Annotated in this window: 21 protein-coding genes and 1 riboswitch; of the genes, 12 read left to right on the forward strand and 9 right to left on the reverse strand. The window is 58.7% G+C overall.

Going from position 1 to position 22541, the window contains the following annotated elements; translation table 11 throughout:
* Both ACQ4N7_RS21290 and ACQ4N7_RS21295 read left to right on the forward strand, forming a co-directional pair.
* A partial coding sequence (locus tag ACQ4N7_RS21290; RefSeq protein WP_430713563.1) for a hypothetical protein occupies positions 1–186 on the forward strand: 186 nt, incomplete at its 5' end.
* A gap of 232 nt (positions 187–418) precedes the next feature.
* Entirely contained in the window at positions 419–958 is a 540-nt protein-coding gene (locus ACQ4N7_RS21295; protein WP_430713500.1) for a RidA family protein, read from the forward strand.
* Positions 959–962: 4 nt separating this feature from the next.
* Here the strand turns inward: ACQ4N7_RS21295 and ACQ4N7_RS21300 are convergent, their stop codons facing one another.
* On the reverse strand, positions 963–1673 hold the full coding sequence (locus tag ACQ4N7_RS21300; RefSeq protein ID WP_430713501.1) for a GDSL-type esterase/lipase family protein: 711 nt from the start codon (positions 1671–1673) through the stop codon (positions 963–965).
* A gap of 305 nt (positions 1674–1978) precedes the next feature.
* On the opposite strand from ACQ4N7_RS21300, the gene ACQ4N7_RS21305 reads away from it, so the two are divergent.
* The gene (locus ACQ4N7_RS21305) at positions 1979–3178 is read left to right on the forward strand and encodes an AI-2E family transporter (protein WP_430713502.1); all 1200 of its coding nucleotides are present in this window, start codon (positions 1979–1981) and stop codon (positions 3176–3178) included.
* A gap of 75 nt (positions 3179–3253) precedes the next feature.
* Here the strand turns inward: ACQ4N7_RS21305 and ACQ4N7_RS21310 are convergent, their stop codons facing one another.
* The gene (locus tag ACQ4N7_RS21310; RefSeq protein ID WP_430713503.1) at positions 3254–4843 is read right to left on the reverse strand and encodes a protein kinase domain-containing protein; all 1590 of its coding nucleotides are present in this window, start codon (positions 4841–4843) and stop codon (positions 3254–3256) included.
* Between the two features lie 455 nt (positions 4844–5298).
* Between ACQ4N7_RS21310 and pheT the strand changes: the two genes are divergently transcribed.
* Positions 5299–7737, forward strand: coding sequence for a phenylalanine--tRNA ligase subunit beta (gene pheT, locus ACQ4N7_RS21315; protein ID WP_430713504.1), 2439 nt, complete (start codon positions 5299–5301; stop codon positions 7735–7737).
* Positions 7738–7854: 117 nt separating this feature from the next.
* Here pheT and ACQ4N7_RS21320 read toward each other — a convergent pair whose 3' ends face one another.
* Positions 7855–8463, reverse strand: coding sequence for a HupE/UreJ family protein (locus tag ACQ4N7_RS21320; RefSeq protein ID WP_430713505.1), 609 nt, complete (start codon positions 8461–8463; stop codon positions 7855–7857).
* Positions 8464–8566: 103 nt separating this feature from the next.
* A riboswitch (cobalamin riboswitch) is annotated at positions 8567–8741 on the reverse strand.
* A gap of 132 nt (positions 8742–8873) precedes the next feature.
* Between ACQ4N7_RS21320 and ACQ4N7_RS21325 the strand changes: the two genes are divergently transcribed.
* On the forward strand, positions 8874–10520 hold the full coding sequence (locus ACQ4N7_RS21325) for an ABC1 kinase family protein (RefSeq protein WP_430713506.1): 1647 nt from the start codon (positions 8874–8876) through the stop codon (positions 10518–10520).
* 20 nt (positions 10521–10540) lie between these two features.
* Here the strand turns inward: ACQ4N7_RS21325 and ACQ4N7_RS21330 are convergent, their stop codons facing one another.
* On the reverse strand, positions 10541–11971 hold the full coding sequence (locus ACQ4N7_RS21330) for an FAD-binding domain-containing protein (RefSeq protein WP_430713507.1): 1431 nt from the start codon (positions 11969–11971) through the stop codon (positions 10541–10543).
* Between the two features lie 138 nt (positions 11972–12109).
* On the opposite strand from ACQ4N7_RS21330, the gene ACQ4N7_RS21335 reads away from it, so the two are divergent.
* The 3 genes from ACQ4N7_RS21335 to ACQ4N7_RS21345 all read left to right on the forward strand — a co-directional run bounded on the left by ACQ4N7_RS21335 (position 12110) and on the right by ACQ4N7_RS21345 (position 13353).
* Positions 12110–12274, forward strand: a complete 165-nt coding sequence (locus ACQ4N7_RS21335; RefSeq protein ID WP_430713508.1) for a hypothetical protein — start codon at positions 12110–12112, stop codon at positions 12272–12274.
* 256 nt (positions 12275–12530) lie between these two features.
* Entirely contained in the window at positions 12531–12716 is a 186-nt protein-coding gene (locus ACQ4N7_RS21340; RefSeq protein WP_430713509.1) for a DUF4278 domain-containing protein, read from the forward strand.
* A 337-nt stretch (positions 12717–13053) separates the two neighbouring features.
* Positions 13054–13353, forward strand: a complete 300-nt coding sequence (locus ACQ4N7_RS21345; RefSeq protein ID WP_194051842.1) for a ferredoxin — start codon at positions 13054–13056, stop codon at positions 13351–13353.
* 128 nt (positions 13354–13481) lie between these two features.
* Here the strand turns inward: ACQ4N7_RS21345 and ACQ4N7_RS21350 are convergent, their stop codons facing one another.
* Entirely contained in the window at positions 13482–13991 is a 510-nt protein-coding gene (locus ACQ4N7_RS21350; RefSeq protein ID WP_106920340.1) for an inorganic diphosphatase, read from the reverse strand.
* Between the two features lie 793 nt (positions 13992–14784).
* Positions 14785–15201, reverse strand: a complete 417-nt coding sequence (locus ACQ4N7_RS21355; protein ID WP_430713510.1) for a resolvase — start codon at positions 15199–15201, stop codon at positions 14785–14787.
* 223 nt (positions 15202–15424) lie between these two features.
* Here ACQ4N7_RS21355 and ACQ4N7_RS21360 point away from each other — a divergent pair, with 223 nt between their 5' ends.
* On the forward strand, positions 15425–17305 hold the full coding sequence (locus ACQ4N7_RS21360; protein ID WP_430713511.1) for an FAD-dependent oxidoreductase: 1881 nt from the start codon (positions 15425–15427) through the stop codon (positions 17303–17305).
* 89 nt (positions 17306–17394) lie between these two features.
* Here the strand turns inward: ACQ4N7_RS21360 and ACQ4N7_RS21365 are convergent, their stop codons facing one another.
* Together ACQ4N7_RS21365 and ACQ4N7_RS21370 are read right to left on the reverse strand one after the other, a co-directional pair.
* Positions 17395–17904, reverse strand: coding sequence for a hypothetical protein (locus ACQ4N7_RS21365; RefSeq protein ID WP_430713512.1), 510 nt, complete (start codon positions 17902–17904; stop codon positions 17395–17397).
* A 95-nt stretch (positions 17905–17999) separates the two neighbouring features.
* Positions 18000–18566, reverse strand: a complete 567-nt coding sequence (locus ACQ4N7_RS21370) for a hypothetical protein (protein WP_430713513.1) — start codon at positions 18564–18566, stop codon at positions 18000–18002.
* A 519-nt stretch (positions 18567–19085) separates the two neighbouring features.
* On the opposite strand from ACQ4N7_RS21370, the gene ACQ4N7_RS21375 reads away from it, so the two are divergent.
* Both ACQ4N7_RS21375 and ACQ4N7_RS21380 read left to right on the forward strand, forming a co-directional pair.
* Entirely contained in the window at positions 19086–20258 is a 1173-nt protein-coding gene (locus tag ACQ4N7_RS21375) for a histidine kinase (protein WP_430713514.1), read from the forward strand.
* Between the two features lie 142 nt (positions 20259–20400).
* Entirely contained in the window at positions 20401–21315 is a 915-nt protein-coding gene (locus ACQ4N7_RS21380; RefSeq protein ID WP_430713515.1) for a YhjD/YihY/BrkB family envelope integrity protein, read from the forward strand.
* A 100-nt stretch (positions 21316–21415) separates the two neighbouring features.
* Here the strand turns inward: ACQ4N7_RS21380 and ACQ4N7_RS21385 are convergent, their stop codons facing one another.
* Complete coding sequence (locus ACQ4N7_RS21385; RefSeq protein WP_430713516.1) at positions 21416–21604, reverse strand: hypothetical protein; 189 nt, start codon at positions 21602–21604, stop codon at positions 21416–21418.
* Positions 21605–21915: 311 nt separating this feature from the next.
* On the opposite strand from ACQ4N7_RS21385, the gene ACQ4N7_RS21390 reads away from it, so the two are divergent.
* On the forward strand, positions 21916–22506 hold the full coding sequence (locus ACQ4N7_RS21390; RefSeq protein WP_430713517.1) for an SRPBCC family protein: 591 nt from the start codon (positions 21916–21918) through the stop codon (positions 22504–22506).
* Positions 22507–22541: the final 35 nt, after the last annotated feature.

Below are 22541 nucleotides of genomic sequence, written 5' to 3' on the forward strand. Positions count from 1 at the left end.
TGGCAGACGGGTGAAGATTTCAGGCGCTCAGTGGAAGGAAGACAACGTTCCTCAAGTGCTCCGACATCGCTGCGCTTATCTCAATGGTCAGTTCTCATCCTGAGTCTTGCAAGACTGGGATGCACCCTCAGCCTTGAGGAAAGAACATCATTTTCATCATATTTAAACCTGGCCGCTGAAGCCTGATGAATGGTTTACTATCGTTTTTTGGGGGCTGACTGGCCTTTGGAAGAGTGGCTGTAGAAGTGCAGAAATTGATTTCAGGCCCAGAGCTAGACCGCGATCGCTGGCTTCAGTCCAAACGTTCTACGCATTAGGATCTAATCTGCCCAGCATCTCCTCTTCAATCGTCCCATCGGTACCTACATAATTTTAGAAATAGAGGTATGCTTGGGCTGTTTTGATTGTAGGCACAGCAATGGCGCGGCAGCGGGCGTTTTCGGGTACCCCTTGGGAAGAGAAGGTCGGCTACTGTCGAGCCCTGCGGGTGGGTCAGCAGATTTTCGTCTCCGGTACCGCCCCCAGCGATGGCGAAGGCAATACTGTTGCCCCCGGCGACCCCTACGCCCAAACCCATCGCTGCTTCGAAATCATTCAGCAGGCCCTACAGGAGTTAGGGGCAAACCTCAGCGATGTGGTGCGAACCCGCGTTTATATTACCGACATGAACCACTGGCCAGAGGTAGCCCGTGCCCACCACGAGCTGTTTGCCGCTCACCCTCCAGTCAACACTACTGTCGAAATTCCGGCTCTAATGAACCCCGATATGCTGGTCGAGGTCGAGGTCGAGGCCCTGTGCGAAGCAACCCCACCGCAAAAACCCCTCGCTCGTTCCCAGAGTCAAAGCCAGGGGCGGCCTCAGAGCCGCTCCCAGAGCATGATTTTGGGCCGCCCCATTCAACCGGCTACCCTACCGCCCGTAACCGCCTCCGACCTGGACGAAGGCTGTCTCGACTAGGGACCTAGGCCAGCCCAACCGGTAAATCCACCGCAGCCTGAAAGGCGTCCCAGCTCAAAATATCGTGCAGCAGCGTCCGATAGCCCGCCACGTTGGGGTGCAGCCCATCAGCGGAGAGCAGCGGCAGCCACCAGGGTTCGCCCCGGCCCAGCCATAGGTTTAGCACGTCTAGATAAGGAATGTTGTGGCTCATGCAGGCCAGTCGGGTGGCCTCACGGTAGTGCCACTGGTCGCTGTGGGTGTAGTAGAGCACCTCCGAGAAGGGCATGGCCTGCTCGTTTACCGGGGTCATACCCACAAACAGCACCGGGCACAGTCGCCGCGCCTGGGTTAGCAGGTCGTCTATCTGCTGCTGAAACTGGTCAAAATCGGTGCGGTTGCGGCCCAGGGTGTTGCCGACTCGCGCTGAGTCGTTGATGCCAACTGACAGCACAATTAAATCAGGCACCCGGTTGCGAATTTCACCCCGATTGCGAAACTCGTGGTCAAGGCGCTGCTTTACCTGGCCAACGCCATCGCCCCGCACCCCCAGGTTGTAGAATACGGCTCCCTCGCGACCTGGGGCCATCGTCAGGCGGCGCAGGCGCTCGACCCAGCCGCCTCCCTCGGGGTCACCAAAGCCGTATACCAGGCTGTCGCCCAGCACCAGCACCTTTTGGGGGTGGGGCTGTTTAAGGGTGATGCCAGCAGTAGGACGGGGATGGGAAGCGAGCATAGGGTGACTAGCGTAAAGAATATCTAAGCTGATACCGAACTGGGTGACTTAATGGAAGCAGGCCCAGAAGACGAGCTTTGCCGGTGGCAAGACTTTAAATTCCGAGCTGAATTGAGATAGCCGGACAAGGGTTTGTTTTAAATTGTTTACATATTACCGCCTAGGGTGACTAGTGCCAGTAGCAAACCTTGACGCTCGCTTCAAAAAAGAGCGATCGCCAAGCCTGAAATCGCTACTTTGCCGTAGGCTGTAGATGGCCATAGCGGCCTCCCTCCGATTGACCCACGTCAGCAGTAAGCAAACTTATGGAGTACGGTGTAGCCCCAGGTAACGAGCCTGTCGCCAAAAGCTGGTTAGCCCGCTGGTGGGAAAAGCTCAGCCCCATTGCCCAGTCGCTGCTGGTGCTGCTGGCTACCCCGCTGGTGGTGCTCAACGTGTGGGCGGTGTCCATTATCTTTGGCTACTTTCGCTCTATTTTGGTGACGGTGCTAATCGCTGGTTTGCTGGCATTTTTGCTCAGCTACCCGATGGGCCGACTCGAAACCCTCGGTCTCAAGCGCGGGCTGGCGGCCACCCTGGTGCTGGTGCTGGCTCTAGTCGGGTTTTCGGGGTTGGCGATAATTGTGCTGCCCTTTGTGATCGACCAGGGCCAGCAGCTGGTGGTGCGCCTGCCCGACTGGTTTGACTCTGGCAAAACCCAGCTGATGATGCTCGACGGCAAGCTGGCCGACTGGGGCCTACCGATCAACTTCGACGGCATTATTACCCTTACCAGCGATCGCCTCAAGCGCGAAATTCAGTCGATCGCAGGCGAAGCCCTCAACCTCACCATCAACGTAGCGGTGTTTACCGCCAACAAGCTGCTCGATGTCGTGCTCACCGTGGTGCTGACCTTCTACCTGCTCCAGCACGGCGAAGAGGTTTGGGGCGGAGTTGTGGGCCTGCTGCCGTCTCGACTACAGCAGCCTTTCTCAGAAACACTGCGGCAGAGCTTTCGCAACTACTTTTTAGGGCAGTTCATCGTCGCCAGCTGCTTTGGCACCGCCCTGACCATCATTTTTGGTCTACTCAACGTGCCCTTTGGTTCCCTGTTTGGCCTCACCGTGGGGCTGCTGGCCCTGGTGCCCTTTGGCGGCACGGTAGGCGTTATCATCGTCACCCTGCTGGTGGCCCTGCGCGACATCAAAATTGCCATCCCCATGCTGGTCTCTGCCGTCATCGTGCAGCAGCTGGTCGAAAACGGCATTGCCCCTCGGGTGCTGGGCAGCGTTACGGGCCTCAACCCGTTTTGGGTTTTCATTGCCATTTTGTCAGGAGCCAGGGTGGGCGGCCTGCTTGGGGTAGTCGTGGCCGTCCCAGCGGCGGTCATTATCAAAGAGGCGCTGGTCGCCCTGCGCAATGCCCCTAGCAAAGTCCTGAGTCCTAAAGTCGATGCCGCTGGCGCTGGATCCCAGACGAAAGCCCCGACCCTAGGACGTGTCATCAATTCTGGCCCCAATCCCTAACCCCACAGCGCTGCTGCGCCCGTCCTCAAAACATAGGCGAGTCTGTACCCATCACTTTTCAATTGATCACAGACCTTAGAGTACACCCCGTCGACCGTTGGGCATGACCGTCGACCAGTTGGTGCGGGCCGACGCTAGCTGATCGTCTGAGATCAACGCCCCCGTGAGGTCGGCCCCGCAGAGGTTAGCCCCCCGCAGGTTGGCATTAGACAGGCAGGCATGGGCTAGATTGGCCCCTCGCATGTCGGCCCCTTCTAGATTGGCGTAGTGGAAGTAGGCCTTGATCAGCTTGGCGTTGCGCAGGTTGGCGCGGCTGAGGTTGGCGCGGCCAAAGTTGGCGTTGCTCAGATCGGCCCCCTGGAAATTGGCGCTGGGCAATTTGGACTGGTTGAAGTTGACCTCGACCAGCAGAGTGCGCTGTAAATCGAGGTCTTTGAAGGTTTGCAGCGAGAAGTCGCGCCGCCCCTTGGTGTATTTTTGCTTGACGTCGTCTGAGGTGAGCAGGGTGGCGGGTACCACCTTAGGCCGGGGCGAAGGCGTACCGTTGCGGCTGGGCACCAGGGGAGCGATGCTCTTAGCACCAGAATGCGATCGCTCGCGTCGTGCCCGAATGGCGGCCGCCATCCGCGACGAGGGCGACCCGCCAGAATTGCTGATGCCGGGATGGCTGGCAGGTCCGCTGACGGGTCCACTGCCGTTTGTAAACCCGTTGCTTGCAGGCCCCATCGCTGAGGGAAAGGCCATATTCTGGGCCAAACTCTCCATATAGGGCTCTAGATCTAAGTCTCGGTGAATGGCCTCCACGCTCTGATAGCGGTGCCTCACCGAAATTTCCAGCATTTTTTGCAGCACCCCAGCGAAGTGGTCGCTGATATGCACCTGCTCGCGCCACAGCAGTTCCCCCGTGTTGGGGTCGTAGTTGAGATCTTTAGGAGCCTTGCCCGACAGCAGATAAATACAGGTAACGCCCAGGGCATAGATATCGCTGGCGTATACCGGGCGCATGGCCATTTGCTCAGGCGGCGCGTAGCCGGGGGTGCCGATGGCGTAGGCGGTGAGGGCCGTCTGGTCAGAATTGGCGGCCTGGGTCGGGTTGACCTTGTCTTTGACCGCGCCAAAGTCAATTAGCACCAGTTTTTTATCCTGGTCGCGGCGAATGATATTGGCCGGTTTGATGTCGCGGTGAATGACGTGATTGTCGTGGACATACTGCACCATCGACAAAATTTCGCTCAAAAATTGCTTTACCCCCGCCTCGGTAAAGGGGCCGCCGCGCTTGACCTCCTGCTGTAGGGTGAGGCCATTGATGTATTCCTGCACCAGAAAGAACTCTTGCCCGCTTTCAAAATAGTCAAGCAGGCGGGGCAGCTGAGGATGGTTGCCAATCATGCCCAAAATTTTGGCTTCCCGCTTGAACAGGTCGCGGGCCATCTCAAGGATGTGGGGAGCCTCAGCCGACGGACGCAGCTGTTTAATCACGCAGGGGGGTTTGCCCGGCAGCAGCTCATCGCGGGCCAGAAAGGTAGCACCAAAGCCACCCCGACCCAGGGCGCGAATCATTCGATAACGGCCCCGCAGCAGCAGCTCTGCCCCGCAGTTTTGACAATGGCTGAGCGTGGGGGGGTTTTTGGGTTTTGAACAGTCGGGTTGAATGCAGTAGCTCATGCGGCCCAGGATGGTGGATATCTAGACGAGGCCCGAAGACCACGCCTGGGGTTGAGTTAACCAGCAGCGGGGCAGTTTAGATGGGAAGCCACAACACCCACAAAGCAGGAGTTATGAGGGCCGGTCCCATGCGGTATTGCCACATTACCCCAATTGTTCCCTCTTTCAGAGAGGGGTTATAGCATTCACCCACAGGGATATATACTTCCGGCCAAAATAGCGGTGAAATGTAAAAAATCGATGAACCCTTGATCCCCGTACGCCTTTATGGGCCAGTGGGATGTCGGACGGGGTTGCCCCTGGGTAGATGCAATGCCCACGGGGTAGAATGTTTGGGCAATATATCAAGTCCAGCTCAGGATCTGTAGTCTTCTCACCAGCAGAACTCTACTCCTGAACTTGAATGAGATTTACACTACAGCGTTAGCTTTTTTAACGGTCAAACCAGCCCCACCATGCGCATATCTCTCAACTGGCTCAACGAATACGTCACTATCCAGCTTTCTCCCCAAGCGCTAGCCGATGCCCTGACGATGGCAGGCTTTGAGGTAGAAGACATTGAAGATAGACGCACCTGGGCCGATGGTGTGGTGGTCGGTCGAGTGGTAGATCGCACCCCGCACCCCGATGCCGATAAGCTCAGCGTTTGTGTGGTGGATATTGGCCAGGCCGATAGGTCAACTATAGTGTGCGGAGCCGCCAATGTGCGCGCCGATATCTATGTGGCGGTGGCGACGGTGGACACGCATCTGCCGGTGGTCGATCTCACCATTAAACCTCGCAAGCTGCGCGGGGTGCCCTCAGAGGGCATGATCTGCTCCCTGGCCGAGCTGGGCCTGGCGAAGGATTCGGAGGGCATTCATATTTTTGAGGTCGATGGGCTGGAGCTGGGGCAGGATGTACGCCCTCTGCTGGGTCTCGACGACGTTATTTTAGATGTCACCTCCACCGCCAACCGGGCCGATGCCCTGAGTATGGTCGGCATTGCCCGCGAAGTGGCGGCCATTACGGGGGCAACCCTGCGGCTGCCCGTTATCCAACCGCCGACGGTGCCCAAGAGTAAGGCGGCTCCGGCGATCGCGCTGACCGATGAGAAAGCCTGCCCGATCTACATCGGTACGATGCTGGAGAATATTCAGCTGGGGCCGTCTCCCCAGTGGCTGCAGCAGCGCCTGGTGGCGGCGGGCACCCGCCCGATTAATAACGTGGTGGATATCACCAACTACGTGCTGCTGGAGTGGGGGCAACCGCTGCACGCCTTCGATCGCGATCGCCTACCCACTACCGATGCTGGGCTAGCTCTAGGGGTTCGCTACGCCCAGCCCGGCGAAACCCTGGTGACGCTGGACAGCCAAAAGCGCCAGCTGCAGCCCGAAACGCTGCTGATTACCGCCAGCGATCAGCCCGTCGCCCTGGCCGGGGTGATGGGTGGTGAAGCCACCGAAGTCCACGACGGCACCCAGGCCGTTCTGCTAGAGGCCGCCTTTTTTGACGCGGCGGCGATCCGCAAATCGGCCCGCAGTCAGGGGTTGCGCACCGAGGCCTCGGCTCGCTACGAGCGCGGCGTTAACCCGGCTGAGCTGGGGCTGGCCTGCGATCGCGCCCTGCAGCTGCTTCAGGAGCTGGCCGGGGCCACCGTGGTCGCCCAAACGGTAGCTACCACGGCCCTTGGGGCCACGATTCCCGAGCGGGTGCTGACCCTGCGGCTGAGCCGGGTGACTCAGCTGCTGGGTCAGGTGGTCAATTTGGGTCAAGCGCCTCAAGACTTGCCGCCAGGAACGATTCAGCAGCTGCTGGAGACGCTGGGCTGTCAGGTGTTTCCAACCGACAACGCAGGCGTGTGGGCCGTGACGGTGCCCGCCTACCGCTACCGCGATCTGGAGCGCGAGATCGATTTAATTGAAGAGATTGCTCGCCTCTACGGCTACAACCACTTCGCCGACACCCTGCCCCAAAAGGCGGTAGGCGGCTACCTCTCGGTAGAGGCCGCCCTGCGTCGACGGCTGCGGGAGGCCTTTCGGGCGGCGGGGCTGACCGAGCTGCTGCACTACTCGTTGACCAAGCCCACCAGCGATCGCCAGGTCACCCTGGCCAACCCCCTCTTTCCTGAATATTCGGCTCTGCGGCAGGATTTAATTGACGGTCTGATCGAGGCCTACGCCTTTAACCTCAACCAGAGCAACGGCCCCCTCAACGGCTTTGAGATCGGCCACATTTTCTGGCAGGACGAGGCGGGCATTCACGAAGCCGAGGCGGTGGGCGGCATTGTTGGCGGCGACGGGCGATCGAGCCAGTGGCCTACCAGTGGACAAGAGCAGCCCCTCACCTGGTACGAAGCCAAGGGCCGGTTAGACAGCGTATTTCGTCGACTGGGGCTGGCGGTTGACTATCGCCCCGACAGCACCGACCCGCGCTTTCACCCCGGTCGCACCGCATCGCTGTGGGTGCGGGGACGGCTAGAGCTGGGCCGCTTTGGTCAGCTCCACCCCCAGCTGCGCCAGCAGCGTCAGCTGCCCGCTGAGGTGTATGTGTTTCAGCTCAACTGGTCGGCCCTGGAGACCTGCCTGGTGCCAGTGCTGCAAAAGTCGGTCAAGTATGCGGCCTACTCTACCTTTCCGGCCAGCGATCGCGACCTCGCCTTCTATGCCCCTCTAGGGGTAGCGGTAGCCGAGCTGACCAGCGCCATGACCAAAGCCGGAGGCAAACTGCTGGAGTCGGTGGATCTGTTCGACGAGTACCGGGGCACAAGCGTGCCCGAGGGCCAGCGCAGTCTTGCCTTTCGCCTGGTCTATCGCTCCCCAGAGAAAACGCTCACCGACGATGCGGTCGACCCGGTTCACCAAAAAGTGCGCGCCGCCCTAGAAAAGCAGTTCGGCGTCACCCTGCGGAGCTAGACAGCAGGGATTTGCGCCAGATCCGCATTTTGTAAGACGGCATTCTGCCTGACGAACGTTGGCTGGGGCAAACGGTGTTTGCCCCAGATGGCTAGAGATGGACCCACAGGGGGGAATCTACACGGGCAAGACGGTTTCTAGCAGCGTTGTGGCTAAAAACGCAGCGCCAATACCGCAAATTACCAGGCCAGCGCGCTGCACAAAGACGGGGTTCGTGCGCTGGGTCAGCTGTCGGCCAATCCAAAAGGCCGCGATCGCGATCGTCAGCTGAATTGTCGTGAAACCCGCTAAATAGGCCACCAGCGGCATGGTTTGAGCGCCAAAAATGGCCTCACCGTAGGCAAAGCCGTGGAACAGCCCGGCGATCGCCGCCAGTCCGGCAATTACCGCGCTCTGGGGTCGATTTTTGAGCGCCAGCAGCAGGCCAAACCCCAGCACCGAGCCAGCGATCGCCAGTTCCGCCGCCGGTAGCGTGACTTCGGCCAGGTGCAGCCCCGTGCCGACCATAGCCGTCAGCACAAAAACTACGGGGATCGCGATGCCCCAGGCGCTGACCGCCGCCAGTAAACCTAGCGCCACCACAAAAGCCAGGTGGTCAAGCCCAATCACGGGGTGCCCCAGGCCCGACAAAAAGCCCTCGGCAAAGGTGACGGGCACCCGTCCACCCAGCGGGTGGTGGGCCAGACTGGGCAGCGGCAGCAGCAGTAGGGCCGCAATTGCCCCCACAGTGCCACGACCGACCAGATTCGACCGTAAACCAGCCCCGACTGATCTCAGGGCAGCAAAGCAATAATTCATCCGTACCTCGCAGACGAAAGAAGAACGACGAAAAACAGAGATGCGATCGGCGGGCGTTCTGGCTCGGTCGTTTTTGTGTTTAACGGAATATTTCGCCAAATGCAAAAACGACCTCACAGCTGCGGGACAGCGGCAGGCTTACACTGCACTTTCCCCGTTGCCTCCGGTGGCTGATCCCCACCGGAACCGATAGCGCCCAAGCATCATAGCACCGGGGGCAGGCCGTCCTGCCGCAGGTTTATCAATAGTCACCGGAACAGGCCAGCCGGGTTAAGTCGTTAGCGACAAAGCCTTAACGTGATTGCGTTAGCATCAATCCATCTGTATCTCAGTTTGCAATGGTTTCATCGTCTCGTTTGGCTCGGCAAAGAGAGATCGTCGAAGTCGTGCTGAGCCACGGCTGGGACTACATGCGACGGCTGCTGGTAGGGGGCCAAGCCGACGAGCCCGAGCTGCCCCCCCCCGCCGTGCTGCGCAACATTTTGACAGACCTGGGGCCGGTGTACGTCAAGCTGGGTCAGCTCTTGAGCACCCGCCCCGACCTCATGCCCCCGGCCTACATTGAAGAACTCAGCAGCCTCCAGAGCACGGTTCCGGCTGTAGACCCCAAAGAAATCGAAATTCACATTCGCCAGTCCCTGGCGGCTGCTCCGGAGGAGCTGTTTGAGCGGCTGGAGTACCACGCGATCGCGGCGGGTTCGATCGCCCAAACCCACAAGGCTGTACTGAAGGATGGCCGTCAGGTGGCCCTCAAGGTGCAGCGCCCCGGCATTGAGCGCCAGGTCGAGCGCGACATGACGTTAATTCGCGACATTGCTCGACTGGTGTCGGCGACCCAGTTTGGCCAGCGCTACAACGTCGTCGAGCTGGCCGAAGAATTTGCCGACGCCCTCAACGCCGAACTCGACTTCACCACTGAGGCGACCTATACCGATCAGCTGCGGCTCAACCTCTCCAAAAGCGCCTGGTACGACGCTGGCCAGCTGATTGTGCCAGAAATCTACTGGGAACTCACCAACTCCAAAATTATGGCGATGGAGTGGCTGGAGGGTGTCCCCCTGCTCAAGGCCGACCTGCGGGCCGAAGATCTCCACAGCGACAGCGTGGGGCTGCGGGCAAAAGCCACGACACTGCTGTTTCGGGCCTTCTTTAAACAGTATTTTGTCGATGGCTTCTTTCACGCCGACCCTCACCCCGGCAACATTTTTTACCTGGTGGATGGTCGCCTGGCCCTGCTGGACTGCGGCATGATGGGCCACATGGATCCGCGCACCCGCACCACCATGACCGAGATGGTGCTGGCCATTGTCAACTGCGATGCCCAGCGCTGCGCCCAGCTCACGTTGCAGCTGGCCGAACCGCTGAAGCCGGTTAACCTGGCTCGGCTGGAGAGCGACTACACCCGGCTGCTGGGCCGCTACTACGGCCTCAGCCTGGAGCAGATTAACACCGCCGAAATTTTTGGCGAAATTTTGGCGGCGGGCATTCGCAACAACCTGCGCTGGCCCGCCAATGTGGGGCTGTTTACCAAATCGCTGGCCAACCTGGAGGGGGCGGCTCGCCAGTTCAATCCGGGCGTGAACCTGATAGACGAAGTGCGCCCGCTGATGGCCGACTTGTTTCGGCAGCAGCTAGTCGGCGACGATCCACTGCTGGCGCTGCTGCGCACGGGGCTAGAATTTCGCAACCTGTCGCTGAGTTCGCCGCGCCAGGTGGGCTTTTTGCTCGATCGCCTCAGTTCAGAGCAGCTCACCTTCAACCTCAAGATTCAGGGAGTTGACGACCTGCGCCGCAGCCTCGACGAGGCCTCTACGCGGCAGTCGTTTAGCATTGTGGTGGCCGCTTTAATCGTGGGAGCAGCGATCGTGGCCACGGGCCGTCAGTCGCCCCAGGGGCAAATTCTCAGCATTGTTTTATTCGCGGCGGCCAGCTTCTTTGGCCTGTGGCTGTTGTTTAGCATTGTGCGCCCCAGGCGGCGGCGATAGGCGATCGCCCCGGCACAGGCTCAGGCCTTTTGGGCTTTGTACTTGTCTTTGAATAGGGCCTGCTGGGTCTTGTGGTCGACAATGGGGGCCGGGTAGTCACCGCGATCGCGCTCCGCAATCTTCCCCGTCACCAGGGCTCCGGTATCCAGCGATCTGAGTTCGGGCACCCACTGGCGAATGTATTCGGCCTCCGCGTCATACTTCTGGGCCTGGCTGGCCGGGTTGAAAATTCGCAGCGGTTTAGGATCCATGCCGCTGGAGGCGCTCCACTGCCAGCCGCCGTTGTTGGCCGACAGATCGCCATCTACCAGGTGCTGCATAAAATATTTCTCGCCCCACTGCCAGTTGACAATCAGGTCTTTGGTCAAAAAGCTGGCCACAATCATGCGGCAGCGGTTGTGCATCCAGCCGATCTCGTTGAGCTGGCGCATGGCGGCATCCACAATCGGGTAGCCGGTGCGCCCCTCGCACCAGGCGGCAAAGTGGTCTTCGTTGTTGATCCAGGGAAAATCTTTGAGGGGCGCTCGGTAGGGGCCGTCAGCCAGCTCCGGAAAAAAGTACATGACGTGCTGATAAAACTCGCGCCAGGCCAGCTCCTGCTGCCAGGTGCGCACGTTGTCGCGGGTTTCGTCGCTGCGGCAGCGGCTGTAGGCGGCATCGGCGGTGGCCCACACGGTGCGAATGCCCACCGCCCCAAACTTCAGCGCCGCGCTCAGACGCGAGGTGCCATCAACAAAGGGAAAGTCGCGCTGCTCGTCGTAGGCGGCAACGGCGCGATCGTCGTCGCAAAAAGCCTCCAGCCGCTCCAGCGCCCCTTGCTCTCCCGGCTCTACCGGAAACCCGTTCTGCCAGCCAAAGCCCAGATCGGCGGCGCTGGGCAGCTCCGTACAGCCTACTTTTTGCGCCGCCTCTTTTTGCTTGGCGCTGAGGGGTTGCAGCCCTGGGGGAGCCGGCAGCGGCTCGGCCTTCGGCTGCTTGATCCAGTTGCGCCAGAAGGGCGTGTAAACGCTGTAGGGCTCGCCCGCCCCGGTGCGCACGTCTCCCGGCGCGTGCAGCAGCTGATCCCAAAAGGTGGTGTGAAATTCAATGCCCGCGTCCTTAAGCGCCTGGGCCACACAGGTGTCGCGCTGGCGCGAGTAGGGCTCTACATCGCGGTTCCAGTAGATGGCATCGACCCCCAGCGCCTGGGCTAGAGCCGGAATTTTCTGACGGGGATCGCCCTGAAGAATCAGGAGCTGTCCGCCCGCTTCGGCGTAGGCGGTTTGTAGCGCCTCCAGGCAGCCAACCATGTAGGCCACTCGCGCCGGGGCCACGTCACCATTTTGCAAAATGCCGGGGTCAAGGCAAAAGACGCCAGTGACATGGGGGGTGCGATCGCGCGCCGCACTCAAGCCCACGTTGTCGCCTAAGCGCAGGTCACGGCGGTGCCAAAACAACACTAAATCGGCCATAGCTGCAGCCCCAACATCCTTTGCAAACGGCTCCCATCAACGAATATTCAGTATAACGACATTAGCAATCGGGGTTAGGCAGCTTCTATCATGGGGCAGATTCGGTCTGCAAGCTCAGCCTTTTTGAGGAGATCAACCATGCTGCAAAACAAGCAAATCATTATGCGCACCTTCAATGGCTACCTTGATTTTTTATCGGAGAGCCAGCCTGCCCTTTCCCCCGATGCCGCCTGCCAGGTGGCGGCTCTGCTCACCCAGGCCGAGTTCAACCTGCAAGTAGCCGAAAACAGCCGTAAGTCTTAGCCTTAAGGAAAAAGCGGGAAAGGGCGGCATGGGGTTCGGGGTTGAGGCGCTTTCCTCACCCCTGAACCTGGTATCTAGCCCTGTATTGAGAACTGATAACAATCGTGTCGGGGCGATCGCAAAGCTTGAAACCCAGATCTTGGCAAACTAAACTGTAAATATAGCTACAGTTTACTCAGCGAGTTTGCTCACTATTCGCGCAACCAGGCTGGGGGTAACGCTGCTGTATCGATACCCTTAACGTGGAGTTTTTGACATGAAGCTGTCCTATCGTGGTGCTCAGTACGACGTACAACTGCCCCAGGTGCAGAGCGATGGCGTAGAAACCGCTGGCACCTACCGGGGAGCCCCGGCCACCTGGCGGCATGTTCATCGCCAGAAGAGTCATTACCATCAGGTTGAAATGACCTACCGAGGCGTCAAGTACAACCAGTCGGTGTAAGCTACGCTTTTTCTACCTACGAATGGGGCAGGCTGAGTATCAGCCTGCCCCATTTTTATAGGCCCTCTAGGTCCAATTGCTGCGTATCGCTCATGCCTATGGCCACTACCTATCGTTTAGGATCCTGAAACCCATAAGTAAACCAATCCATTACCAATCGGTTTGATTACGAATCCCGTTCAGCCAAGCCGCAAAAAGACAAGACAGGCTTCAGGTTTTCCCGTAGTATCAAGATTGTGTTAGATCTGCTCAGAGCAAATCCTGGAAACCTTATCCTAAGGCTGTTCTGTAGTTTATAGATCGACGTGGAATCTGTATTTGACGAGAGGATAGCACCATGGCAACCTTCAAGGTTACGCTGATCAACGAAGCTGAAGGGCTCAACCAAACCATCGACGTTGACGACGATACCTATATTCTTGATGCCGCCGAAGAGCAGGGCCTAGATCTGCCCTACTCCTGCCGGGCTGGGGCTTGCTCCACCTGCGCCGGTAAAATCACCGCTGGTAGCGTTGATCAATCCGATCAGTCCTTCCTGGATGATGACCAGATTGGCGCTGGGTACGTGCTGACCTGCGTTGCCTACCCCACCTCCGACTGCACCATCCTGACCCACCAAGAAGAAGAACTCTACTAAATTTGATCGGCTTATTTCTGCCGCTTTGGCGGGTGGAGATAGGCCCTCAAATGAGTTTTTTGAATTGACAAAAAGGCGCTGCTTAAAATTCTAAGCAGCGCCTTTTTGTCGTTTGAGGAAGTTTAGTGCTATTTGGCTGCGGCCACGCACTGCTCTACCAGAGCCGCGACCTTGTCCACGTTCTGCCAGCCCAAGATTTCGGTGACCTTCTTCTCCAGATTTTTGTAGGAGCGGAAGAATTCAGCGATCTCATCTAGCCGGTGGGGGGCAACATCATCTAGCGACTTTACGCTGGCATAGCGGGGGTCTTCGGCCGGTACGCAGAGAATTTTCTCGTCGCGATCGCCGCCGTCGATCATTTCCAGCATGCCGATAGGCCGCGCCGCAATTACACAGCCTGGAAACGTTGGCTCATCCATCAGCACCATGCCATCGAGGGGATCGCCATCGTCGGCCAGGGTGTTGGGCACAAAGCCGTAGTCGTAGGGATATTTGACCGACGAAAACAGCACCCGATCAAGAATAAAGGCGTTTAGATCTTTATCGAATTCATACTTATTTTTGCTGCCGCCGGTAATCTCCACCAGCACATTGATCAGTCCAGGCTCAGGCTGAGCTGGAATACGGGATAGGTCCACAACGATACTCCAATGGATAACGAATTAACATCACAGAGGCGGCAGCAAGCCTGGATCCTCGCGCTGCAAAAACAACCGCCAGGCTCCAGCAAGTGCCCTTCCGCATAGTATTCTACGGGGCGATGACTCATTTTCCGCAAGGTTTAGGTCACAGCCCCGCCGTTTATGGCGATCGCGGAGAAGAGGCTGAAGCGTTGCCTACGCTCTATATCCGCTTTATGGCAATAGATTTATCACTGGGTTACCAATAGATGAGGTGATCTCCTAACGTCCTGTCGAAGCAGGTGTCGCAAAGGCAGGAGGCCGTTCAAGATTAGCTGTAGCTGATGAGAAGTGGGCGACTATAAACAGCGGCAGCGTTAGCGTCAGTACCGCAATTAACACGCCCAACACACTGGATGAAGGACTAGGAGGTTCCCCCGCAGGGGTGTCAGGTTGACTAGCAGAATCCATACATGCATTCACAGAAATCAACAAGGGATAGCTGTCTGAGGTTGGGGCAGAGCCACAGAAGCCCAGACAATCCCAATATCCAACCGTCATCGGTGGGTCTCAGCTGAGGCCACCGCTATCGTGCGCTCTTCATGGACGAGATTATCGACGACATTGAGGTGGAAAACGGTTCCATTGCGACCATAATGCAAGGTTATAGCAATCAATCCATGACATTGATCACCCCCAAGACTTAACTTATGGCCGTCGTATCTAAATGTAACCTACAGGTTTAAACCAGCTCTAAATCTATCATTCCCGACGGTTTGCAGGAATTACGGATATTACGCTGCCTCATCCCCTATCTCCCCTGCTGCTCCAGTAGCTCACGAATCGCTCGCAGTTCTTGCAGCATCTGCCGCATCAGGTCGTGGGTGAGGGTTTCTTCGGGCGGCTGCACCTGAATGGTGGGGTGCAGGCCCAGCACTTCTTCAGCAAACCGACGCACCTCCTGGGGGCGAAACTCCAGGGGGGCGTCTTTATCGCGACGCACTTCCGGATTGAGCTTAGTTTGGTCGTAGGGAGGGTTGAGTACGTCGGGATCGGTGTTGGCGTAGCGGTACACCGAGGCCCGCGATCGATTCAGGTACTTCTGCACCGCTTCGACCGATAAGAGCGGCGTTGTCTCTGCCGCCGCTGCGCTGCCAGCGTAGGACACCGAATCGGCCGCAGAGGAAGGAGGAGCAAAGGTCGGGTCGGGGATCATAGGGCCAGCCATAGCAAATCTGTGGCTACTTTACCAGGTTCATCTAGCTCGGGCGTGGCCTGTAACAGAGCGTGCCAAAGGGCGATCGCAAGTTGAGAAGGTGTGCTAAAACCTTGGCAGTGTCAACTCGATTGGGGCAGGACTGGGCGTGAAGGGCGATCGCAGGCAGATGCAGCGACACAGTCGAGGGCAACGGCGCTACCCATGGCGCTATCTATCAGTGCTAACCGTTGCCATGTTTAGCATAGGAGCCATAGCCGGGCTCAGCGCCTCTCGCTGGTCGCCCACCCCCTCGCCAGGGGCAGGCGGCGAAATTACCCCAGCCCTCAAGCTGCGGCGTGTGCCCCAGCCCCTGGCCTTTAATGGCCGCCCTCAGATCGACCCAATGCCCCAGTTTGAGGAAGTTTGGGAATGCCAGGTCGCCGTGGTGGGAGGGTCGCTGGGAGGCGTAGCCGCCGCCGCCCACGCTATGGCCACTGGCGCTACCACCTGTCTGATTGAAGTTGCCCCCTGGTTGGGAGGCCAGATCAGCGCCCAGGGAGTGTCAGCGTTAGACGAGTCGCTGAGAATGCGCCAGGCCAACAACCTTTCTCCCAGCTGGCAGCGGTTTCGTCAGATCATTAAACAGCAGGTGGCCGAACTGCCCGCCTGGAGCCCCAGCGGTACCTCGCGATCGGTTGCCGATATCAACAGCTGCTGGGTTGGTACCCTGTGCTTTACACCCCAGGTGGGAGCTAAGGCCGCTGAGCAGTTTTTGAGCGACACCCAGCCTAGCGCTCCCGCCAGCCGCTGGGCTACCATGACCGCCTTTAAGGGGGCCGAGTTCGACGCTACAGGTCGCCGCATTACGGCGATATACGGGGTGCGGCGAGTTCCCAAAGATCCTGGTTATAGGCCCAAGGGGCGGCTGTCTGAGGAACTGGCCCACTGGTACAGCTGGTCGCCCACTCCCGAGTTCGAGCGGGTGCCGGTAAAGCTACAGGCTCCTCCCGGACAGCGCATGATTGTGATTGACGCCACCGACACTGGGGAGCTGGTGGCCTGGGCTAAGGTGCCCTACCGCTTGGGATCGGAATCGAAGGCTACCACTGGCGAACCCAATGCCGCCGCCTTCGACAACCCCGACTGCACCCAGGCCTTCACCTACCCGTTTGCGATCGGTATTCACAACGACGGGGGCGATAGCCTGGCGGCGCTGTCGCGGCTTCAGCCCACCTACGGCCGCCACGAACACCAGGCCTCGTTTGATTTAGAGGGGTTCCCGTTTTTCACGGGCAAGAGCGTGTTCAACTACCGGCGCATCGTCAGCCAGACGCGTGGCAACCCCTACACCAGCGCCCCGGCCCCCGGCGACATCACGATGGTTAACTGGAACCGGGGCAACGACTGGAACTGGATGGATCCACCCCTGGTGATGAATGCCGCTGCACTGGAGGCCTCTGGGCAATACCAGAACTGGATGGGGGGGCTGTCGCAGTCGGCCCTCAAGTTTGGCGAAGAAAATGCGCTGACCTTTGCCCACTGGCTGCTCGAAACTCAGTCTGGGCCAAACCATCCTCTAGCCTACCTCTACGGAGATGACAGCCCGATGGGTACGCTGTCGGGGCTGAGTATGGTGCCTTACTTTCGCGAAGGACGACGGATTGTGGGTCGCGCGGCCTACGGCCAAGATGAGTTTATGATTCGCGAAAACGACCTTCGCTACAACTTTCCCGGTCAGCGCAACTTTAGCCCTACGGCTGTGGGCCTCACCCACTACGCGATCGATATTCACGGCTGCCGCTACCGCAACTGGCTGCCCTCTGGAGAGGCAATCAGTGCTCCGGCCCAAGAGCCTCGCGTCAAGCCGATACAAATTCCGCTAGAGAGCCTGATTCCCCAGGGCGTTGACAACCTGATCATGGGCGGCAAGGCTATGGCCACAACCCACATCGCCAATGCGTCAACCCGCATTCACTACGGAGAGTGGCAGGCGGGGGCCGCAGCCGGGGTAACGGCTGGCTGGCTGATGTCTGCCAATACCCCCGTCAGCGACCCAGCAGAGGTAATCCCCAGCGGTTATATGGGGGTGCTGCAAGAGGCAATGAGGCTTCAGGGGCTCAAAACCAGCTGGTAGCCATGAGATGGCGGCTGATCCCCGAACCCGGCGTTGGCCACCCCAACCGACCGTCAGAAACTCAAGGTTGCAAGCCGCCGGTTGAATGGCTAGCCTACTCCTGAAGGCGAATTAAATAAGACAAAGACCTGGCGGCAGCAGCGGCGCAGTCGTTCGCGGCAGGTCGGGTCGGGGGTGACCTCGCCAGAGAAGGCCCAGTTATCGATGGTAGATAGAGTCCAGCGCTTGCCGCGATGATCGAAGCCGGCCAGATCAAGGCCAATGACGCGACGGTTCACAGAGCGCCCAGGAACTGACTCGGATCGAGTATCTCTTTGGGAGGGATCGCCTCTCTGGCAGGTTTGGCTATCCACCGCCTCTGGATCGGTGTACAGGCGAATCTGCACCAGCAAACTGCGGCACTGAAACAGCCGACTGACCCCAGGAAAATGAAACCCTAGATCGATCGAGTCAGGATCAACTAGATCGCGAGTATCGGGGTCATTGGCCCAGGGTTTGAGATCGGCCCGCAGGTCGGGCAACTCTGCCTTAAATAGACCCACCACGGCGGCTATTTTGCTGGCGAACTCGATACTGTTAGCCTGTTCTGCTGCGTTCACGCGACCTGTAACGTTAATGAAGGAGCTATAAGCATAGACTAGCGCTCCTGGCTGAACCGTCAACTGGGTAACGCCTAACCCAAGTCGGCAGGCGGCTACTGCTGTGAGGCCACGGCCGCGCGGCAGGTGTCAAGCATGCGGTGGTCGTTATCGCTGACGGTATCGATGGCAAAGAAGCCGTCTAGCCCAAAGGGAGCCATATCGCCTGTTGCGTCGGTGGTGGCCACAGCGGGGCCATCGGCTAGGGCCAGGCTGTAGGGATAGGCTTGCTGGTCGTAGCTGTTGATGATGGTCATGGCCAGCTCGGTGCCCTCTACCTCACCGTAGAAGCAGTCGAAGGATGAGCTGGGGTAATACAGAGCGCCGTAGACGCGATCGCCCGTGCGCTCAAGCACTACATAGCCCTGGCCAATTTGATCGGGCTGGGGCACCTGGCCAAATAGATAGCGACCCGCCTCGGGCAGCGCCGCAGCAGTCTGAGCTACCGCCACCTCTGGGAGTACGCTTTGGGTAGCACTTTGGGCCTGAACTGGAGCAGTGGCTCCTAGGGCCGCAGCCGCAGCCGTACCGATCAATAGGTAGGACAGGGAGTGGCGATCGCGATTTCGACCCTGGTTTGAAGATAGTTTTACCAGGGAGGAAAACAGCTTGGATTGCAACATTTTGATACCCATTCTTTACCCCCTTTCATCCAATTCTTTTGACGTCCTAAACGGTCCAAAGAAGACCATACAGCGGCAGCAACACAAGGCTGCCTCGGCATTCTTCTAGCCTTGCCTCAATGCTCTAAGAGCCTGCTCTATGGCCCTTTCAAAGCTCTCAGCCTATTTTTAAATGTAGTAGACTGCGGTAACCGAGCCCATTGTTCTGGCGTGAACCGTAACAACTCTTTTTAGTGGTGGAACCTGGGTTACTAAGTCGTTTACTAATAGGTCGGCAAGCCGCCATTCTGCGCTTAAGCTGGTAGGCAATTGCGCTTACTTAGTAGTATTTGACCGTTGTACATAGTTTCAGGCCAATGCCCAAGAACTACATCCTCCTATGGGCCAGCTTGGCAACTGGTTGCGATCGCGCCGATTTCTCCTCAGCCTCAAAAGAAGTGCTTAGATTGGGCTGTAGAGAGTCTGGTAGTCAAGGTAAAATCGAGTAGAAACTGGTTTTCAGACTTTTAGGAGACAGTAATGGAGGGTCCCTCCACTTCCCTTGATGACGTTCGGGTACCCCTCAAGCTGCTGCTATTTATCGATAAGCGGCCCAGTCTGGCGCGGCAGATGCGCCAGATCAGGCAGTATCTAAAAACCCTAGAAGATCACTTTGACTTCAACCTAGATGTGGTTGACATTGGCGAGCAGCCCTACCTGGCCGAGCACTACAAGCTGGTGGCCAGCCCCGCACTGATTAAAATTGCGCCAGCTCCGCAGCAAATGCTGGCCGGTAGCGACATCATCAACCAGCTCGAACGGTGGTGGCCCAAGTGGCAGCAAGAGCACCTCGATGCCATTAAGCTGGCCGACTCCGATCCCAACCAGTCGGCCAACCTGCTGGTCGAGCAGGACGATTCTCTCAGCTATTCTGCCGAGCTGATGAAGCTCTCTGACGAAATCTTTCGGCTCAACCAAACGCGCGAAGAACTTGAGGCCCAGCTGCGCTTCAAAGACCGCATCATCGCCATGATGGCCCACGACCTGCGCAACCCGCTGACCGCCGCCTCTATTGCGATCGAAACTCTGGAGCTGGGCTATGCCCCCAACCAGGCCCGCACCCTTACCCTTAAGCCAGAGCTGACCGGCCAGTTGCTCAAGCATGCGAAGACTCAAATTCGAGCTATCAACCGCATGATCACCGACATTCTCAAGGCGGCCCGAGGGGCCTCAATGGAGCTTCAGCTGGTGCCCCAGGAGCTCGATCTATCCGCCCTCTGTCTAGAGGTGGTAGACGCGTTTCAAAACCGGCTGCACGAGAAGCAGCAGGTGATAACGACTGAAATTCCGCAAGATTTACCGACGGTGTATGCTGACGGTACCCAGGTCAAGCGGGTGATTACCAATCTGCTCGACAACGCCATTAAGTACACGCCCCAGCGGGGTAAAGTTGCCATCGTCGCGCTCCACCGCACGACTCAAAAGGTGCAGGTCTCGGTTGCCGATACCGGCCCTGGTATTCCAGCCGAGAACTGCGACAAGATTTTTGAGGAAAGCTATCGCCTTCAGCGGGATGTGACCCAGGAGGGCTATGGGCTGGGGCTAGCCCTCTGCCAGCGCATTGTTCGCGCTCACTACGGTCAAATTTGGGTTGATTCATCCCCCGGCGAGGGCAGCTCTTTCTACTTTACCCTGCCCGTTTACCGCGCCTAGTTTATCGCTCCGGTTATCAAAACGTTTTGATGTTGCTGCATCGAAGCATAAATTTCGGCATCCCACTTCCCACCTACCCACCCACCCATCTACGCACCCACGCCCTGCACCAAACCCCAAAGGCTATGGCAAGATAAGGGCCATGAACAAGCGGTTTCTGCATCACCTTAGTCCTGCCGTTTGGGCCAGCAGGCTGGCCATTTACAGCAGCGGTCGTCTGTGGCGAGAGGTGTGGCTACAGGCGGCCCGATCGCGCTGGGCTGAGGTGGCGGCGGCGATCGCTTTCCTCTGGCTGCTGGGGCTGCTGGGGCTGAGCTTTGTCCTGCTGCACATCGAGCAACATCGAGCCCTGCCGCTGCCAATGGGGGCAGGGCAGCTGGCCTACAGTGTGCAGACCAGCCTTGCGATCGCCCCTGCAGAGGCCAACCCCAACCTTCTGGGTCGCTGGGAGCTGGGTCTATTGGGCCTAGGAGCCTGGCTGTGCCTGGTGGCCGGTAGTCACAAGCTGATGCAGCTGGTGGCCATCGTTTATGACGCTGGCTCCCCCCATCCTGCGACCTGGCGCACCCGGCTTTTGCCCTGGGGGGTTACGCTCCTGGCTCTGGCCCTAGCGGGGCTGGTGCTGGGTCTGACTGAAGGGGCGGCTGGGCCTCAGCCGGGCCTGATGGCCCAGGTTTGGCGGCTGGGTCGATGGGCGATCGCGCTGGTCAGTATCGCCATTGGGCTGGCCGTCGTCTATCGTCTTGCCCCCCGGCGCTGGGCACCGGGGCTACCCCTGTGGCCGGGCGTTCGGCTGGTCTTGCTGCTGGGGATCGCTGGGCTAGGGCTGCGGTACTGGGGAGTGACCTGGCTGGCTGGCCAAACGCTAGCCTATGGGCTGCTGCCGGCCCTGGGCCTCAATCTGGGGGCGCTATACGGGCTAATTTTGCTGGTGCCCCTGGGGGCACAGGTCAACCTCAGCGCCCTGCGTCACCGAGGCACCGTCAGCCGTTCCTGGGGAATGCCGCCCCCAACGCCCCCATCGTTCGAATCGTTTAAGATTAATCGCCGCAGTTAGGGGCTGCCGCTGGTGGCGGCAGCGGCGGCAATGGAGGGTGTGGCTCAGGGCTGCGGCTGGGTCCGACATTCAGGCCTGCAGCTGGCCCGTGGTTAACCTGCTAGCGAATTCGCTGCAGGCTGCTGACAATGCCCAAGCCAAAGCAGACCAAGATGAGCAGCCAGATCACCAGACCCGGCAAAAAAGCCAGCACCGACAAACCCCGTAAAACCCACACGATGGCCGTAAGCCCCAGAGCCCCTAAAAATAACTTGGTCAGTGGTTGCAGCGGGTAGCGACGACGACCCATGGCAGCGATGTCTCCATTTGTAAAGCTTTCACCAGGCTACGGGAGAATACTGATGCCCTTAGTAAAAGCACCGTAATGATACTACCGCTTTCCCCCGGCTCAGAACGGTCTGGCATTTAATAGAAAAACCAGCGACACAGCGGTAGCATTGGCCCACTAGCCCAGCGTTACTACGGTAGCAAGCCATGCCGCCGATGGTGTTGGGGTTGCGATCGCCTGAGGGAACCCGGCTTTCAGTCTTGTCTTCAATAGACTGGTCGTCACGGTCCCCAGCATCGAGATCAGGTCGCGTCCTTAGGAGGAGTAGAGCGGTGGTAGTCAGCAAAGCCCAGGCAATCTGCGAATTTAGACCCGTAAACGGTTTTTTGGCCCAGTTTTCTCCCGGTGACCAGGTCGCCCTACTGCGGGGGGATGTATTGCTCAAATCTCAGACTAACCGCGATGGTGGAGCGGTAACAGCCCACATCTACGTGCCCCTAGCGCGGCCGCAAATTTGGCCCCAGGTGACCAACTACAGCTGCTGGACCCAGTATTTTCCCAATATTGTTCATAGCGAAGTACTCGAAACGGTAAAAACGGCGACCCAGCGCTACCGCCGTCTCTACCAGGTCGGGCGCAAGGGGTTCATGCTGCTCACGGCCCAGGTCGAGATCTATCTCAAGGTGGTCGAGACCACCTGCGAGGCGATTCAGTTTCGCCTGGAGCAGGGCACCTTTTCTCACTTTGCCGCCGACCTGCATCTGCAAGACTTCAGCCAGGGCACCCTGCTGAGCTACTCTGTTCAGGCCGCTCCCACCATTCCAGTGCCGTCTTTTCTCATTGAGCAGGCGATGAAGACCGACCTACCCGGCAACATGAAGCAGATGAGACGGGTGCTGTGCGAGCGGTATGGTGTGGCGTGAGTGTGGCGCAACAGCGACCAGCGATCGCGCGCACA

This window comes from Nodosilinea sp. AN01ver1 (genome assembly GCF_050565655.1).
GTDB lineage: Bacteria > Cyanobacteriota > Cyanobacteriia > Phormidesmidales > Phormidesmidaceae > Nodosilinea.

Coding starts and splice junctions, on each gene's coding strand:
- ACQ4N7_RS21295 (WP_430713500.1), top strand. CDS start 419: ATGGCGCGGCAGCGGGCGTTTTCGGGTACCCCTTGGGAAGAGAAGGTC.
- ACQ4N7_RS21300 (WP_430713501.1), bottom strand. CDS start 1,673: ATGCTCGCTTCCCATCCCCGTCCTACTGCTGGCATCACCCTTAAACAG.
- ACQ4N7_RS21305 (WP_430713502.1), top strand. CDS start 1,979: ATGGAGTACGGTGTAGCCCCAGGTAACGAGCCTGTCGCCAAAAGCTGG.
- ACQ4N7_RS21310 (WP_430713503.1), bottom strand. CDS start 4,843: ATGAGCTACTGCATTCAACCCGACTGTTCAAAACCCAAAAACCCCCCC.
- pheT (WP_430713504.1), top strand. CDS start 5,299: ATGCGCATATCTCTCAACTGGCTCAACGAATACGTCACTATCCAGCTT.
- ACQ4N7_RS21325 (WP_430713506.1), top strand. CDS start 8,874: ATGGTTTCATCGTCTCGTTTGGCTCGGCAAAGAGAGATCGTCGAAGTC.
- ACQ4N7_RS21330 (WP_430713507.1), bottom strand. CDS start 11,971: ATGGCCGATTTAGTGTTGTTTTGGCACCGCCGTGACCTGCGCTTAGGC.
- ACQ4N7_RS21335 (WP_430713508.1), top strand. CDS start 12,110: ATGCTGCAAAACAAGCAAATCATTATGCGCACCTTCAATGGCTACCTT.
- ACQ4N7_RS21340 (WP_430713509.1), top strand. CDS start 12,531: ATGAAGCTGTCCTATCGTGGTGCTCAGTACGACGTACAACTGCCCCAG.
- ACQ4N7_RS21345 (WP_194051842.1), top strand. CDS start 13,054: ATGGCAACCTTCAAGGTTACGCTGATCAACGAAGCTGAAGGGCTCAAC.
- ACQ4N7_RS21355 (WP_430713510.1), bottom strand. CDS start 15,201: ATGGCTGGCCCTATGATCCCCGACCCGACCTTTGCTCCTCCTTCCTCT.
- ACQ4N7_RS21360 (WP_430713511.1), top strand. CDS start 15,425: ATGTTTAGCATAGGAGCCATAGCCGGGCTCAGCGCCTCTCGCTGGTCG.
- ACQ4N7_RS21370 (WP_430713513.1), bottom strand. CDS start 18,566: ATGTTGCAATCCAAGCTGTTTTCCTCCCTGGTAAAACTATCTTCAAAC.
- ACQ4N7_RS21375 (WP_430713514.1), top strand. CDS start 19,086: ATGGAGGGTCCCTCCACTTCCCTTGATGACGTTCGGGTACCCCTCAAG.
- ACQ4N7_RS21380 (WP_430713515.1), top strand. CDS start 20,401: ATGAACAAGCGGTTTCTGCATCACCTTAGTCCTGCCGTTTGGGCCAGC.
- ACQ4N7_RS21385 (WP_430713516.1), bottom strand. CDS start 21,604: ATGGGTCGTCGTCGCTACCCGCTGCAACCACTGACCAAGTTATTTTTA.